The following is a 15242-nucleotide window of genomic DNA, read 5'->3' on the forward strand; positions in this document are numbered from 1 at the left end:
TGTCCGCCACCATGAAAACGGCACTCATTCTCGTAGGAAAGCGCGTGGGCAAGGCGGTGTAACCGCCGGGCGAAAACCTCCCATGCGCACACACAGGCTCCCTCGGGGGCCTTTTTTATTGCCCAAAATCCAACTAAACGACCAGCAATCGCCAGACGGCGGACAGTACGGGACCAGACCGATGAGCAACGAGCGAAACGAGCGGCGCGAAATGACGGGCGCCGAGATGGTGGTGCAGGCGCTGAAGGACAACGGCGTCAAGCACGTCTTCGGCTATCCGGGCGGCGCGGTCCTTCCGATCTATGACGAGATATTCCAGCAGGACGAGGTCGAGCACATCCTGGTCAGGCACGAGCAGGGCGCCGGCCATGCGGCGGAAGGCTATGCGCGCTCGACCGGCAAGGCCGGCGTTTTGCTGGTCACGTCCGGCCCCGGCGCCACCAATGCGGTGACGCCGCTGCAGGACGCGCTGATGGATTCGATCCCGCTGGTCTGCCTGACCGGCCAGGTGCCGACCTCGCTGATCGGCTCCGACGCCTTCCAGGAATGCGACACCGTCGGCATCACGCGGCCCTGCACCAAGCACAACTGGCTGGTGAAGGACGTCAACGAGCTCGCCGCCACCATCCACGAAGCCTTCCATGTCGCGACCACGGGGCGTCCCGGCCCGGTGGTCGTCGACATTCCGAAGGACGTTCAATTCGCCAAGGGCGTCTATGTGCCGCCGCAGACGGCGCCGCGCACCAGCTACCAGCCGAAGGTCCAGGGCGACCTGGAAAAGGTCAAGGCGGCGGTCGAGCTGATGGCGAGCGCAAAGAAGCCGATCATCTATTCGGGCGGCGGCGTCATCAATTCCGGCCCGGAGGCGAGCCATCTGCTGCGCGAGCTGGTCGATCTCACCGGCTTCCCCATCACCTCGACGCTGATGGGGCTCGGCGCCTATCCGGCCTCGGGCAAGAACTGGGTGGGCATGCTCGGCATGCACGGCACCTACGAAGCCAACATGGCCATGCATGATTGCGACGTGATGATCTGCATCGGCGCGCGCTTCGACGACCGTATCACCGGGCGGCTGACCGCCTTCTCGCCGAACTCGAAGAAGATCCACATCGACATCGATCCGTCCTCGATCAACAAGAATGTCCGCGCCGACGTGCCGATCCTCGGCGATGTCGGCCGCGTGCTGGAGGACCTGGTGCGGTTGTGGCGGGCGACCGCCAAGGCCGACAAGAAGGCGCTCTATCCGTGGTGGGAGCAGATCGCCAAATGGCGGGCGCGTGACTCATTGGCCTACAAGCCGAACGCCGACGTGATCATGCCGCAATACGCCATCCAGCGGCTCTATGCGCTGACCAAGGACATGGACACCTACATCACCACCGAGGTCGGCCAGCACCAGATGTGGGCGGCGCAGCACTACCATTTCGAAAAGCCAAACCGCTGGATGACGTCGGGCGGGCTCGGCACGATGGGCTACGGACTGCCGGCGGCGCTCGGCGTGCAGATCGCGCATCCCAACGCGCTTGTCGTCGACATCGCCGGCGATGCCTCGGTGCAGATGACGATGCAGGAGATGAGCACGGCGGTGCAGTACAATGCGCCGATCAAGATCTTCATCCTCAACAACCAGTACATGGGCATGGTCAGGCAGTGGCAGCAGCTGCTGCACGGCAATCGGCTGTCGCATTCCTACACCGAGGCGATGCCCGATTTCGTCAAGCTGGCGGAAGCCTATGGCGGCCACGGCATCCGCTGCGACAAGCCGGACGAGCTGGACGACGCGATCAAGGAAATGATCTCGGTGAAGAAGCCGGTGCTGTTCGACTGCCGCGTCGCGACGCTCGCCAACTGCTTCCCGATGATCCCGTCAGGCAAGGCGCATAACGAGATGCTGTTGCCCGACGAGGCGACCGACGAAGCAGTGGCCAACGCCATCGACGCCAAGGGCAGGGAACTGGTGTAGCCGGCGGGCCAGGCAGGGCGTCGGAAGAAGCCGTGCGCAAACAGAGAATTAGATCCAAGAGTTGAAATCGAGATTCATCCCATGAACGCACAGCTGCAACCGACCGGCTCCGCCTATTTCATCGCCAAGGAAACGGAAAAGCCGGAAAACCACACGCTCTCCGTGCTGGTCGACAACGAGCCGGGCGTGCTTGCCCGGGTCATCGGCCTGTTCTCCGGGCGCGGCTACAACATCGAGAGCCTTACCGTCTCCGAGACGGAGCATGAGAAGCATCTGTCGCGCATCACCATCGTGACGCGCGGCACGCCGCATGTGCTGGAGCAGATCAAGCACCAGCTCGAGCGCATCGTGCCGGTGCATCGCGTGGTCGACCTCACCGTGCGCGCGCACGAACTCGGCCAGGAGCGGCCGCTCGAGCGCGAACTGGCGCTGGTCAAGGTCGCCGGCACCGGCGACAGCCGGGTCGAGGCGCTCAGGCTGGCCGACGCCTTCCGCGCCAGCGTCATCGACGCCAACACCGAGCACTTCATCTTCGAGATCACCGGCAAGGGCACCAAGCTCGACCAGTTCATCGCCATCATGAAGCCGCTCGGCCTGGTCGAGATCTGCCGCACCGGCGTGGCGGCGATGAACCGCGGCCCGCAGGGCATGTGAGCTCGCACCGTTTCATCTTTCTCTCTGGTCCGGCAGTCGCCGGTCGGTGGCTTTTGCGCGCCTGCTAAAAAAGGACAATAAGACTGACGTTTCTGGGAGGATATCATGTCCCTCGACGCATTCCTTGCCCTTTTGGTCTATGCCCTCGTGACTTCGATCACACCGGGACCGAACAACCTCATGCTGCTGGCATCAGGGGTCAATTTCGGCATTGTCCGGACGGTGCCGCATATGCTGGGCATCAGCATCGGCTTTCTGGTCCTGCTGTTGGCCGTCGGCTTCGGGCTGGGCGCGGTGCTGACGGCGTTTCCGGCGTTGCACACGGCGCTGAAAATAGCGGGTGCCGTCTACCTGCTCTACCTCGCCTGGAAGATCGCCATGTCGCGCTCGATGGGCGACAAAGGCGCGGCGGAAGCGAAGCCGATGCGCTTCATCGATGCCGCCGCATTCCAGTGGGTGAACCCGAAGGCGTGGGTGATGGCGATCACCGCGATGGCCGTCTACACCAATCCAGACCACCCGTTCATCTCGGTTCTGCTGATCTCGATCGCCTTCACCATCGTCAACCTGCCCAGCGTCTCGGTGTGGGCGGGCTTCGGCACGGCCCTGCGTGGCTTCCTGTCGGATCCCGTGCGGCTGAAATGGTTCAACATCGCCATGGGTCTTTTGCTGGCGGCGACCTTGTGGCCGATGCTGCGCTGAGGCACGGGCAGCGGTTACTTCGTCGCATCGGAAAGCCGACTGCACAGCGATTGTGCACTGCACATTAAATCTTCGTAATGCCGTGTTTTGGCCCTTTTCCGCCAAAGCCTTGTCCTATCTATTTCGGCGAAATCCGCGGCAAGGCGCCGTGGATCGAGCTGAAATAGACCACCGGGTTCGGCGTGTCGGGTGAGAGGGCTGGTTGTCGATGCGCGGAAAAGTCGTCTTTGCGCTGATTGCGTTGGCCTGCGTCGCGGCGGCCGGTCTCTACCTTTCGCCGACGGTGCTGGGGAAGGTCCAGCAGCTGATTTCGGGCCAGCAGGCCGCCAAGGGTGGCGCGGACAAGACGGCCAAGGCACCGGACAATGCAAAGGGCGGCGGCGCTGGCGCGCATTCGGCCTCGATCGTCTCGGCGACCGCCACCACCGCCGATTTCCCGATCCGCCGCTATGCCATCGGCTTCGTCTCTTCGCCCGCGGTGGTCAGCATCAATGCCCGGGTCTCCAGTCAGATCGTATCGATCGCGGTCAAGGACGGGCAGATGGTCAAGGCCGGCGACCTGCTGTTCTCGCTCGATGATCGCTCGCTCAAGGCGCAGCTCGCCAAGGATCAGGCGACGCTCGTCAAGGACCAGGCCATGCTGGTCAGCGCGCAAGCCGACCTGCAGCGCGCCAAGGACCTTGTCGCCAAGCAGGCCGGAACGCAGCAGACCTACGATCAGGCGCTGGCCGCGCAAAAGGCGGCTGCCGCAACCATCGACGCGGACAAGGCCACCATCGACGCCGACACCGTGCAGTTGAGCTACGCGACGATCTCGGCGCCGATCTCGGGCAGGCTGGGCGCCGTCAATGTCTCGGTCGGCGATCTCGTCACCACCAGCAACGGCAACAGCAGCAGCTCGACCCCGCTGGTGACGATCACGCAGATGGATCCGCTGCAGGTGAATTTCACCCTGCCGGAGAGCAACCTAGCCCTGCTGCACAAGGCACTGGCCGACCCGCAGCAAGGCGACGTGACGCTGACCAAGGACGGCGATCCGACGCCGATCGGCAAGGGCACGCTCGACTTCGTCGATTCCAGCGTCGACACCGCCTCGGGCACCATCGCCACTCGCGCGAGCATTCCCAACCCGGATCTTTCACTGTGGCCCGGGCAATATGTGAACGTCGTGCTCGACGCCGGCACGATGCCGCAAATGACCTCGGTTCCGACGGTCGCGGTGCAGCCCAGCCAGAAGGGGCCGTTCGTCTACGTTATCAAGCCGGACAATACGGTGGAGATGCGCCCCGTCCAGGTGGCGCTGACCGAGGGTGATAACAGCGCCATCAGCCAGGGCCTCAAGGGTGGTGAGAAGGTGGTCGTCGAGGGCCAGACCAGACTGAAGGACGGCGCGGCCGTGCATGAGGGCAAGGCGTCCAGCAATGGCGGCGGCCAGGGCGCACCCAAGGTCGCGGAAGCCGGCAAGGCGGGCGGGGCCAGCCAATGATCTCCGAATTCTGCATCCGCAGGCCCGTCGCCACCCTTCTGATGTCGTTCGCTCTCGTGCTGGGCGGGCTGTTCGCCTACAAGTTCCTGCCGGTCGCGGCGCTGCCCAGCGCCGAATTTCCGGTGGTCAACGTCTCCGCCCAACTGGCCGGCGCCTCGCCGGAGACCATGGCCACATCCGTCGCGACGCCGCTGATCAAACAGTTCGCGACGATCGCGGGCATCGATTCCATCTCGACCACCAACTCGCTCGGCCAGACCTCGATCGCCATCCAGTTCGTGCTCAACCGCGACATCGACGCCGCTGCAGCCGACGTTCAAGCAGCGATCGCGCGCACGCAAAGATCGTTGCCGCCCGAGATGACGGCGCCGCCGAGCTATCGCAAGGTCAATCCGGCCGACGCGCCGATCCTTTTGATGTCGCTGGTCAGCGACACGGTTCCAATGACCGATCTCGATGCCTTCGCCGAGAACGTCATTTCGCCGTCGCTGTCGACCATCGACGGCGTGGCGCAGGTCTCGATCTTCGGCCAGCAGAAATACGCCGTGCGCATCCAAATCGATCCGACCGCGCTCGCCGCGCGCGGCATTTCGATCGACCAGTTGCAAACGGCGGTCGCCTCGGCCAACAGCAACACGCCGCTTGGCGTGCTGCAGAATGACAAGCAGCAACTGACCATCACCGCCAATACCCAGCTGACCGACGCGGCGGGTTTTGCGAATCTCATCATCGCCACCAAGGACGGTCACCCGGTACGGCTGGGCGATGTGACCCGCGTCGTCGATTCGGTTCAGACCACGACGACAGCGAGCTGGTATGACGGCACCCGCGCGATCATCATGGCCGTGCAGCGCCAGCCGGACGCCAACACGGTCGACGTCGTCGACAAGGTCAAGGCGATGTTGCCATCCTTCCAGGACCAGATGCCGGCGGCCGCCTCGATCAAGCTGCTCAACGACCGGTCGACTTCCATCCGCCAGGCCGTCGATGACGTGCAGTTCACCCTGCTTTTGACCATCGCGCTGGTGGTGATGGTGATCTTCGTCTTCCTGCGCCGCATCACGGCGACGATCATCCCGGCCGTTGCCGTGCCGATCTCGCTGATCGCGACGCTCGGCGCGATGTTCCTGTTCGGCTTTTCCATCGACAACATCTCGCTGATGGGGCTGACACTCGCCGTCGGCCTGGTCGTCGACGACGCCATCGTCATGCTGGAAAACATCTTCCGGCATATGGAGGAAGACGGGCTCTCGGCCTTCGACGCGTCACTGAAGGGCGCGCGCGAAATCGGCTTCACCATCATCTCGATCTCGATCTCGCTGGTGGCGGTGTTCATCCCGGTGCTTCTGATGGGCGGCGTCATCGGTCGCATCTTCAACGAGTTCGCGGTCGTCGTGACTGTCGCCATCCTGGCGTCAATGTTCGTCTCGCTGACGCTGACGCCGATGCTGTGCTCGCGGCTGCTTTCGGTCTCGAAGGCGGACAGGGAAGCCCACGGGGACGGCCACAGGCATGACTTCGTCACGCGCGGCTACGACTGGCTGCTGAGCTTCTGCCTGCGCCACACTTTCCTGGTGTTCCTCGTCTTCATTGGAACCGCGGCAGCGTCGGTCTGGCTGATCCAGGTCTCGCCAAAAGGCTTCTTCCCGCAGGAGGATATCGGCCAGATATCGGTGACGACGATCGCCCGCCAGGACATTTCGTTCGACGCCATGGCGAAGCTGCAGGGCCAGGTGGCCAGCGTCTTCTCGCATTCGCCTTATGTCGATCATGTGGCCTGGTCGGCGGGCAGCGGCAACAACGCGCTCAACCAGGGCCAGCTGTTCGTGCAGCTCAAGGACAAGGACAAGCGCCCAGACATCGACAAGGTGCTCTCCGATCTGCGCAAGCAACTGGGTGGCGTGGCCGGCATCGAGACCTATATGCAGCCGGTGCAGAACCTCAGGCTGGGTTCCCGGTCGTCGGCCAGCGCCTACCAGCTCGTGGTTCAGGGCCTCGATACCGGCCAGACCGATATCTGGGCACAGAAGCTGAACGACGCGATGGCGGCCGACCACACGTTTTTCACCGATGTCACCAGCGACCTGCAGAACAATGCCCTGCAGGCGTCGCTGGTGGTGGACCGCGACAAGGCCGCCCAGCTCGGCATCGATACCGATACGCTGCGCTCCGCCCTCTATGGCGGTTTCGGCACCGACCAGGTCTCGACGATCTTCGGCTCGGCTGACAGCTACGCGGTCATCACCGAGCTCGACCCGAAGATCGAATGGTCGCCGGAGCGTATGCTCGCCATCCAGGTGAGGACGGCGAGCGGCAGCCTGGTGCCGCTCGGCGCGTTCGCCCATGTCGACCGCACGGCCGGCGCGCTCACCGTCAACCAGCTCGGCCAGCTTCCGGCGGTGACGATCTCCTACAACCTGCCGCAAGGCGTGGCGCTGGGCGACAGCGTGACCCGCATCGACCAGTTGAAGGAGCAGATCGGCATGCCGACAACGATCGGCACCAGCTTTGCCGGCACCGCCAAGACCTTCCAGGATTCGCTCGCCAACCAGGGCCTGCTGATCGGCGGCGCGATCCTGACCATCTATATCGTGCTCGGCATGCTCTATGAGAGCTTCATCCATCCGCTCACCATCCTCACCGGCCTGCCGTCGGCGGTACTCGGCGCGGTGCTGGCGCTGCGGTTTGCGGGCATGGACCTTTCGGTGATCGCGGTGATCGGCATCCTGATGCTGATCGGCATCGTCAAGAAGAACGGCATCATGATGGTCGACGTGGCGCTGGAGCTTCGGCGACAGGGCATGTCCGCCAAAGAGTCCATCCACAAGGCCTGCCTGATGCGTTTCCGGCCGATCATGATGACGACGCTGGCGGCTCTCATGGGCACGTTCCCGATCGCGCTCGGCACTGGCGCCAGCGCCGAACTGCGCCAGCCACTCGGCGTTGCTGTGGTCGGCGGCCTGCTCGCCTCGCAGGCGCTGACGCTTTTCGTGACGCCGGTGATCTACGTCTATTTCGAGAATTTCTCGGGCTGGCTGCTCGGCTTCTCCTCGAAGAAAAGCCGGCCGTCGCCGCGGACAGACGAGCCCGCGGAGCAGCCCTCGCTGTTCGATCCGGAGGAAGGTCGAATTATCCAGCTCCAGAATGCCGCGGCCGAATAGTTCGACCTCAGCTTTCTGGCCCAAGCCGTCATGCTTGCGGCCACATGCCAGCGATTCTAGTCTGGGGTCATGTCCCATGATCATGACCATGACAACGAGCTCGATCCGTTTGCGGCGCGCGTGCGCGCGCTGGAGACGATCCTGACCGAGAAAGGCCTGATCGATCCGGCCGCGATCGACGTCATCGTCGACACCTACGAAACCAAGATCGGGCCGCGCAACGGCGCCAGGGTGGTGGCGAAGGCCTGGACCGACCCAGCCTATGCCGACTGGCTGAAGCGCAATGCGACGGCGGCGATCGAATCGCTGGGCTACACCGGCCGCCAGGGCGAGCACATGCAGGCCGTCTTCAACAGCGAGGACACGCACAATCTCGTCGTCTGCACGCTTTGCTCCTGCTACCCGTGGTCGGTGCTCGGCCTGCCGCCGGTCTGGTACAAGGCGCCGCCCTACCGCTCGCGGGCGGTGATCGATCCGCGCGGCGTGCTGGCGGAATTCGGCCTGACCTTACCCACCGACAAGAAGATCCGCGTCTGGGATTCGACCGCCGAGCTGCGCTACCTCGTCGTGCCGATGCGGCCGAAGGGCACCGATGGCTGGAGCGAGGAACAACTCGCCGGGCTGGTTAGCCGCGATGCGATGATCGGCACTGCGCTGGCGAGGGAGCCCGAATGAACGGACCGCAAGATCTCGGCGGGCAGATGGGGTTCGGGCCGGTCGCGCCCGAGAAGGACGAGCCCTATTTCCATGCCGCCTGGGAGAGGCGGGCGCTGGGCGTCACGCTGACCGCCGGCGCCATGGGCGCCTGGAATATCGACGAGAGCCGGCACGCGCGGGAATCGCTGCATCCGGCCGACTACTATTCGTCGAGCTACTACCAGATCTGGATCAAGGCGCTGGAAGTGCTCCTGAAGCGCCACGGCTTCGTTACGGAGAGCGATCTCAAGGCGGGCAAGGCGGTCGATCCGGCAGCGACTCCCAAGAGGGTGCTGAAGGCGGAGAACGTGCCGGCGGCGCTGGCCAAGGGCGGGCCTTGCAACCGGCCGATCGCCACGCCGGCGCGCTTCAAGGCCGGCGAACGGGTGCAAACGAAGAATTTCAACCCGACCGGCCACACGCGGCTGCCACGCTATGCGCGCGGCAAGCAAGGCACCGTCGAGGCGGTGCGCGACAACTTCGTCTTTCCCGACAGCAATGCGCATGGGCGAGGCGAGAACCCGCAATGGGTCTATACGGTGGTCTTCGACGGCACGGAGATCTGGGGCGAAGGCGCCGACCCGATGCTCACCGTGTCGATCGACGCCTGGGAAAGCTATCTTGAGCCGGCGTGAAGACCTGCCGGCGGGCTTCGACGAGCCGGTCTTCGCCGAGCCGTGGCAGGCCGAGGCCTTCGCCATGACGGTGGCGCTGCACGACAAGGGGCTGTTTTCCTGGAGCGAATGGGCGGATGCCCTGGCCGCCGAAGTGAAGAGGCCGGATGCCGCAAGCGACGGCCACGACTATTACGAGCACTGGCTGGCGGCCCTGGAAAGCCTGCTGTCGGCCAAGGGCGTCGCCGGCAAGAACGATGTCGATGCGCTTGCCGCGGCCTGGGAGCGCGCGGCACATGCCACCCCTCACGGCAAGCCGATCCTGCTGGAGAACGATCCTGGGTCGATCCCTTAGGGTGATGGCGACCAGCCAGACCCGGCTTGGATTTGGCCGACTACCGGTTGCAGACGTCTCGTCGACCTGCAACCATATGGTCATGATGGAAAAGTCCGCCGCGCCATGGCCTTTGCTGCAAATTGCGATCGAGCCAAAGAGGAGGGTCGATCAAGAGAAGCTGCTTGTCGCCTTGTCCGGACTTGCGGACGAAGGTCCCGAACTGCGCATTACACAGGACGAGGAATCCGGCCAGATAATCATCGGCGGCAGGGACGAACGCCACCTGGAGATCGTGGTCGGCCGCGTGATCGACGAGTTTGAGATCGGCGTGAATGTCGGTGCTCCGCAGGTGGCCTATCGCGAGACGATCACCCACACCCGCGAACAGGACTACACGCACAAGAGCATATTCGGCGGCAAGGGACAGTTCGCCCGCGTTAAGATTGTGTTCGAGCCGGACTCGTACAACGCTGACTTCGTTTTCACATCCAGGATTGTCGGTGACGCGGTTCCGAACCAATACGTGGCGGGGGTCGAAAAGGGGCTGCGCAGCGTATTGTCGGCGGGGCCGTTTGCAGGCTTCCCAATGATAGGCGTCAAGGCGACCTTGGTGGACGGCGCCTGTCACGAAACCGACTCTTCGGCTTCTGCTTTCGAGATCGCCAGTCGCGCCTGCTTCAGGGAAGCAGCGCCCAAACTTGGCGTGCGACTGCTCGAGCCGATCATGAAGGTAGAGGTGGTGACGCCGGAGGATTATGTCCGCGACATTGCCAGCGACCTGAAGAGCCGTCGCGGCAAGATCGAGAGTCAAGAAACCCGGGGGATGGAAGTCGTCGTCAATGCGCTCGTGCCGCTCGCAAACATGTTCAAGCTGGAGGATACGCTCCGGTCGCGTTCGAAAGGGCAAGCGCGCGTCAGTGTCAGCTATGCCGGATACGTTCCTGTCCCCCTTCCACCCGACGATCGCGACCCGCCGGCCGCGATGGCCCTTGCCTGATCTCCACGCCGTTCGAATCCAGCCGAGACGCGATAAGATTTGTTCCCTTTACGTTCTTGTTGGCGCCTGATAATTTGAACCGTCGTAGACGCCGAGTTCACCACCGGCGGCGGTCGATATGGTGGCGGCTGTCTTGTCTTTCCCTCGCGAATCCGGTCTGTCGAGCCGATGGAATTCTCCCCCCAACAGGACGAGGCTCTGAAAGCGGTCGCGCGCTGGCTCAAGGAAGGCCGGCCGCAGATCTTCCGGCTGTTCGGCTATGCCGGCACCGGTAAGACGACGCTGGCGCGCTATTTCGCCGAGCATGTCGACGGCCAGGTTCAGTTCGCCGCCTTCACAGGCAAGGCGGCGCAGGTGCTGCGCTCCAAGGGCGCAGTCAATGCCCGTACCATCCATTCGCTGATCTACAGGCCGAAGGGTGAGGAATCGGTCTCGGACGAGGTGACCGGCAAGACCTCGATCTCGCCGACCTTCTCGCTCAACCGGCAAAGCCCAATCGCGCGCGCCAAGCTGGTCGTCATCGACGAATGCTCGATGGTCGACGAGCAGCTCGGCCGCGACCTCATGAGTTTCGGGACGCCGATCCTGGTGCTCGGCGATCCGGCGCAGCTGCCGCCAATTTCGGGTGGCGGCTTCTTCACAGAGCACGAGCCGGATGTGCTGCTCACCGAGATCCACCGCCAGGCGCGCGACAATCCGATCATCCGGCTGGCGCTCGACGTGCGCGAAGGCCGCGAGTTCATGCGTGGCGACTACGGCACGGTGCAGGTCATCGGCAAGGAGGACGTCAACCAGGAGCTGGTGCTGAAGGCCGACCAGGTGCTGGTCGGCACCAACCGCACGCGCCGGCGCTATAACCAGCGGCTGCGCGAATTGAAGGGGTTCAACGCCGACTTCCCGCAGGCCGGCGACAAGCTGGTCTGCCTGCGCAACGATCCCGCCAAGGGCCTGCTCAACGGCTCGCTGTGGAAGGTCATGACCTCGTCGCGCGAGACGGTGAAGCCCGGCATCAATCTCCTGGTGTCGCCGGAAGAAGACGATCCGGATCGTGGTGTCGCCAAGATCAAGCTGCTCAAGGCCGCATTCGAGGATCCCGACGCGGAGATCCCCTGGCAGCAGAAGAAGCGTTTCGACGACTTCGACTATGGCTATGCGCTGACCGTGCACAAGGCGCAGGGCTCGCAGTGGAACGACGTCGTGCTGTTCGATGAAAGCTGGGCGTTCAAGGAAACGCGCCAGCGTTGGCTTTATACCGCGATCACGCGGGCGGCGGAGCGGCTGACCGTCGTCAGATAGGCCGATTTGGCATCAGCGGCGACCGATCGGCCTGGCGCCGAGCCAGCGCCAGGCATCTGCCTCGTCTTCCGCCTCGAAATGCCGCAACTCGAAGGGCAGGGGCGCGGCGAAGAAACCTTGCGCGTAAGGCACCCAGTCGGGCTCACCGACCGCGGCGCAGCGACGGACATGCTCCAGCGCGTGGGCCGTGCCCTGCTTGACGGTGTCATCCAACACATTGGCCCAGTCGACGCCTTCGTGGTCCACCATGCGCACCAGAACGTCGATTTTGGGGTGAAGCGCATAGGCCGCCTCGAGCAGGCCGAACAGGTTTTCCGCATCGGCTGGCGCGACATGGCCGACCACATCGATGGCGAACAGCGTGTCGCGATCGGTGTCGATACGGCGGATTGCCGGCACGGCGTCGAGAAAATTCAAGGCGCTATTCCATTGCTGGACATCGTTCCTCCCACTGGAACACCCGAAACCCTCTGTCTGTTCCCGCCAAAGACGCTATAGATGCGCGCGATCCGTGCCGGGGTTGCCTCTCGGCCGCCCAGAAGGAGCCAGACCCGAAGCCATGCCCGCCAAGCTCTCCGTGAACCTCAACGCCATCGCCATGCTGCGCAACCGCCGCGACCTGCCGTGGCCGAGCGTCATCGGGCTCGGGCGTATCGCCCTTGCCGCCGGCGCGCATGGGCTGACCGTGCATCCGCGACCCGACGAACGGCACACGCGGCGCACGGACCTGCCTCAGATCAGGGCGCTGATCGACGACGAGTTCCCGAAAGCGGAATTCAACATCGAGGGCCACCCCACCGAGGAGTTCCTGGCGCTTGTGGAACAGCACCAGCCTGACCAGGTGACCTTGGTGCCGGACGATCCGAGCCAGGCGACGTCGGACCATGGCTGGAACTTCATCGCCGACGCGGCGTTCCTCACTCCGATCGTCAAGCGGCTGAAGAAGGGGGGCTTTCGCGTGTCACTGTTCTCCGATTCGGATCCCGGTGGCATCAATGCCGCCCGCGACACCGGCGCCGACCGTGTCGAGCTCTATACCGGCCCCTACGGCAGTTGCCATTCCGATTCCGCAAAGGCGGCCAAAGAGCTGGAAAGATTGGGAAAAACCGCCGATGCGGCGTTTGCCGCCGGGCTGCAGGTCAATGCCGGGCACGACCTGACGGTGGACAATCTGCCGGCGCTGGCCAGGCGCATTCCGGCATTGGCCGAAGTGTCAATCGGACACGGGTTGACAGCCGATGCGTTGGAGTATGGCATGGCCGGAACGGTGGGGCGGTTCCTCGGGGCTTGCGGGTGGTAGAGAGGCTAGCCTCGCGTTGCCGGCATGGGAGCCATTACGCGACGGCACTTGATATTGCATCGCAGCAAGCGTAGAGCACCGCGCGTTTATCGGAGTGTCGTTTATGGCCCTTGCCAACACTGGTAGTGAGGCAGAACCCGTCGACCAATCGAGCCATCCAGAAATCGAGCAGCACAGCACCAAGGTTCTGATGCTGGGCGCACTGGGTGTCGTCTATGGCGATATCGGCACCAGCCCGATCTACGCGTTCCGCGAGGCGCTGGTGGCGTCGTCGGGCGGCGAAGTCGCTGAGCGCGGCGACATTCTCGGCGTCCTGTCGCTGATCATCTGGTCGCTGACCATCATCGTCACCATCAAATACATCATGTTCGTGCTGAGGGCCGACAACCGCGGCGAGGGCGGGGTGCTGTCGCTGATGGCGCTGGCGCGCGGCAGCTTCCCGACGCGGTCGGCAATCATCCTCGGCGTCGGCATTGTCGGCGCTTCGCTGTTTTTCGGCGATGCGGTGATTACGCCGGCGATCTCGGTGCTGTCGGCGGTCGAGGGCATGAACGTCGTAACTCCCGCGTTCCAGCCCTATGTGGTGCCGCTGACGCTGGTCATCTTGGCGATCCTGTTTTCGGTGCAGCGGTTCGGCACTGGCGGTGTCGCGTTGATCTTCGGCCCGATCACCGCGGTCTGGTTCCTGGCGATCGGCCTGTCCGGCCTCAACCACATCATCGACGATCCCGAGATACTGCTGGCGGTCAGCCCGCATTACATCGTCGCCTTCCTGATCCATTCGCCCGATGTGGCCTTCGTCACCATCGGCGCCATCTTCCTTGCCGTCACAGGCGCCGAGGCGCTCTATGCCGACCTCGGCCATTTCGGCCGCAAGCCGATCGTGCTCGCCTGGCTGGCGATCGTTTTTCCATGCCTGCTGCTCAACTATGCGGGGCAAGGCGCCTTCGTGCTGGCGAAGAACGGCGTTGTCGGCCATCCATTTTTCGAAATGAACGAGGGCTGGACGCTGATCCCGATGGTGGTGCTGGCGACCGCTGCGACCGTGATCGCCAGCCAGGCGGTGATCTCCGGCGCCTTTTCGCTGACCAGGCAAGCGGTGCAGCTCAACATGCTGCCCAGACTCGAGATCCTGCACACGTCGGAAAAGCAGTCCGGGCAGATCTACATGCCGCGCGTCAATCTGCTGCTGGCACTGGTGGTGATGCTTTTGGTGGTCGGCTTCGGCGAATCCAGCAAGCTCGCCTCGGCCTACGGCATCTCGGTGACCGGCAACATGCTGGTGACGACGGTGCTGCTCTACGTCGTCATGTCGCGCATCTGGAAATGGCAGTCGTGGCTGGCAATCAGCCTGACGGCGCTGTTCGCCTTCATCGACATCGGCTTTTTCGCCTCCAACATCGTCAAGGTGTTCGAGGGCGGTTGGGCGTCGTTGGCCGTAGCTTTCGCAATCATCATGGCCATGTGGACCTGGGTGCGCGGCAGCCGCTATCTCTTCGACAAGACGCGCCGCAACGAGATCCCGCTCGATTTCCTGGCCGGCAATCTGTTGAAGAAGAAGCCGCAGCTGGTGTCCGGCACGGCCGTGTTTCTGACCAGCGATCCGCTGAGCGCGCCGACCGCGCTGATGCACAGCCTCAAGCACTACAAGGTGCTGCACGAGCAGAACGTCATCCTGTCGGTGGTGACGGCGCCGCAGCCGGTGGTGCCCGACAGCGACCGCGTCAAGATGGAGACGGTCAACGAGCTGTTCATGCGGGTGACGCTGACCTTCGGCTATATGGAGCAGCCCAACATTCCGCGCGCGCTTGCCATCTGCCGCAAGCAGGGCTGGAAGTTCGACATCATGACGACGTCCTTCTTCCTGTCGCGGCGCTCTCTCAAGGCCTCGCCCAATTCCGGCATGCCTCTTTGGCAGGATCGGCTGTTCATCGGCCTGGCCCGCACGGCGGCCGATGCGACAGAGTATTTCCAGATTCCCACGGGCCGGGTCGTGGAGATCGGCACGCAGGTGGCGATTTAGTAGCGTCGCAAAG

Annotated in this window: 12 protein-coding genes and 1 pseudogene; 12 read left to right on the forward strand and 1 reads right to left on the reverse strand. The window is 63.8% G+C overall.

Going from position 1 to position 15242, the window contains the following annotated elements; all coding sequences use genetic code 11:
* Window positions 1–181 precede the first annotated feature (181 nt).
* From JG743_RS13620 to JG743_RS13665, 10 genes and pseudogenes are all read left to right on the forward strand, one after another.
* Complete coding sequence (locus JG743_RS13620; protein WP_202301004.1) at window positions 182–1963, forward strand: acetolactate synthase 3 large subunit; 1782 nt, start codon at window positions 182–184, stop codon at window positions 1961–1963.
* Between the two features lie 81 nt (window positions 1964–2044).
* A complete protein-coding gene (gene ilvN / locus JG743_RS13625; protein WP_202301014.1) occupies window positions 2045–2617 on the forward strand; it encodes an acetolactate synthase small subunit in 573 nt (190 codons plus the stop codon).
* A 105-nt stretch (window positions 2618–2722) separates the two neighbouring features.
* On the forward strand, window positions 2723–3319 hold the full coding sequence (locus JG743_RS13630; protein ID WP_202301016.1) for a LysE family translocator: 597 nt from the start codon (window positions 2723–2725) through the stop codon (window positions 3317–3319).
* Window positions 3320–3527: 208 nt separating this feature from the next.
* Window positions 3528–4805 carry an efflux RND transporter periplasmic adaptor subunit gene (locus JG743_RS13635; RefSeq protein WP_202301018.1) on the forward strand — a complete coding sequence of 426 codons (1278 nt, stop codon included), beginning with the start codon at window positions 3528–3530 and terminating at the stop codon, window positions 4803–4805.
* Window positions 4802–7966: an efflux RND transporter permease subunit gene (locus JG743_RS13640; protein WP_202301020.1), complete on the forward strand. Its 3165-nt coding sequence runs from the start codon at window positions 4802–4804 to the stop codon at window positions 7964–7966. Before JG743_RS13635 ends, JG743_RS13640 begins: the two co-directional genes overlap by 4 nt.
* Before the next feature lie 69 nt (window positions 7967–8035).
* Window positions 8036–8641, forward strand: a complete 606-nt coding sequence (nthA, locus tag JG743_RS13645; RefSeq protein ID WP_202301022.1) for a nitrile hydratase subunit alpha — start codon at window positions 8036–8038, stop codon at window positions 8639–8641.
* Window positions 8638–9297 (forward strand): nitrile hydratase subunit beta, encoded by a 660-nt coding sequence (gene nthB / locus JG743_RS13650; protein ID WP_202301024.1) that lies wholly within the window; start codon window positions 8638–8640, stop codon window positions 9295–9297. Before nthA ends, nthB begins: the two co-directional genes overlap by 4 nt.
* Entirely contained in the window at window positions 9284–9631 is a 348-nt protein-coding gene (locus JG743_RS13655) for a nitrile hydratase accessory protein (RefSeq protein ID WP_202301026.1), read from the forward strand. The genes nthB and JG743_RS13655 overlap by 14 nt, the downstream gene beginning before the upstream one ends.
* 79 nt (window positions 9632–9710) lie before the next feature.
* A pseudogene (fusA, locus tag JG743_RS13660) lies at window positions 9711–10610 on the forward strand (elongation factor G); the annotation flags it as partial.
* Between the two features lie 168 nt (window positions 10611–10778).
* Window positions 10779–11906 (forward strand): ATP-dependent DNA helicase, encoded by a 1128-nt coding sequence (locus JG743_RS13665; RefSeq protein WP_202301030.1) that lies wholly within the window; start codon window positions 10779–10781, stop codon window positions 11904–11906.
* A gap of 12 nt (window positions 11907–11918) precedes the next feature.
* On the opposite strand, the gene JG743_RS13670 is transcribed toward JG743_RS13665, so the two are convergent.
* Window positions 11919–12323, reverse strand: a complete 405-nt coding sequence (locus JG743_RS13670; RefSeq protein ID WP_202301040.1) for an STAS/SEC14 domain-containing protein — start codon at window positions 12321–12323, stop codon at window positions 11919–11921.
* 142 nt (window positions 12324–12465) lie between these two features.
* On the opposite strand from JG743_RS13670, the gene JG743_RS13675 reads away from it, so the two are divergent.
* Both JG743_RS13675 and JG743_RS13680 read left to right on the forward strand, forming a co-directional pair.
* Window positions 12466–13206, forward strand: coding sequence for a pyridoxine 5'-phosphate synthase (locus tag JG743_RS13675; RefSeq protein ID WP_202301042.1), 741 nt, complete (start codon window positions 12466–12468; stop codon window positions 13204–13206).
* A gap of 103 nt (window positions 13207–13309) precedes the next feature.
* A complete protein-coding gene (locus tag JG743_RS13680; protein ID WP_202301044.1) occupies window positions 13310–15229 on the forward strand; it encodes a potassium transporter Kup in 1920 nt (639 codons plus the stop codon).
* Window positions 15230–15242 lie beyond the last annotated feature (13 nt).

It is taken from the genome of Mesorhizobium sp. 131-2-1, from assembly GCF_016756535.1.
Lineage (GTDB): Bacteria > Pseudomonadota > Alphaproteobacteria > Rhizobiales > Rhizobiaceae > Mesorhizobium.

What these genes read in the sequence shown, in the direction of transcription:
- JG743_RS13620 (WP_202301004.1), top strand. Translation starts at nt 182, where the DNA reads ATGAGCAACGAGCGAAACGAGCGGCGCGAAATGACGGGCGCCGAGATG.
- ilvN (WP_202301014.1), top strand. Translation starts at nt 2,045, where the DNA reads ATGAACGCACAGCTGCAACCGACCGGCTCCGCCTATTTCATCGCCAAG.
- JG743_RS13630 (WP_202301016.1), top strand. Translation starts at nt 2,723, where the DNA reads ATGTCCCTCGACGCATTCCTTGCCCTTTTGGTCTATGCCCTCGTGACT.
- JG743_RS13635 (WP_202301018.1), top strand. Translation starts at nt 3,528, where the DNA reads ATGCGCGGAAAAGTCGTCTTTGCGCTGATTGCGTTGGCCTGCGTCGCG.
- JG743_RS13640 (WP_202301020.1), top strand. Translation starts at nt 4,802, where the DNA reads ATGATCTCCGAATTCTGCATCCGCAGGCCCGTCGCCACCCTTCTGATG.
- nthA (WP_202301022.1), top strand. Translation starts at nt 8,036, where the DNA reads ATGTCCCATGATCATGACCATGACAACGAGCTCGATCCGTTTGCGGCG.
- nthB (WP_202301024.1), top strand. Translation starts at nt 8,638, where the DNA reads ATGAACGGACCGCAAGATCTCGGCGGGCAGATGGGGTTCGGGCCGGTC.
- JG743_RS13665 (WP_202301030.1), top strand. Translation starts at nt 10,779, where the DNA reads ATGGAATTCTCCCCCCAACAGGACGAGGCTCTGAAAGCGGTCGCGCGC.
- JG743_RS13675 (WP_202301042.1), top strand. Translation starts at nt 12,466, where the DNA reads ATGCCCGCCAAGCTCTCCGTGAACCTCAACGCCATCGCCATGCTGCGC.
- JG743_RS13680 (WP_202301044.1), top strand. Translation starts at nt 13,310, where the DNA reads ATGGCCCTTGCCAACACTGGTAGTGAGGCAGAACCCGTCGACCAATCG.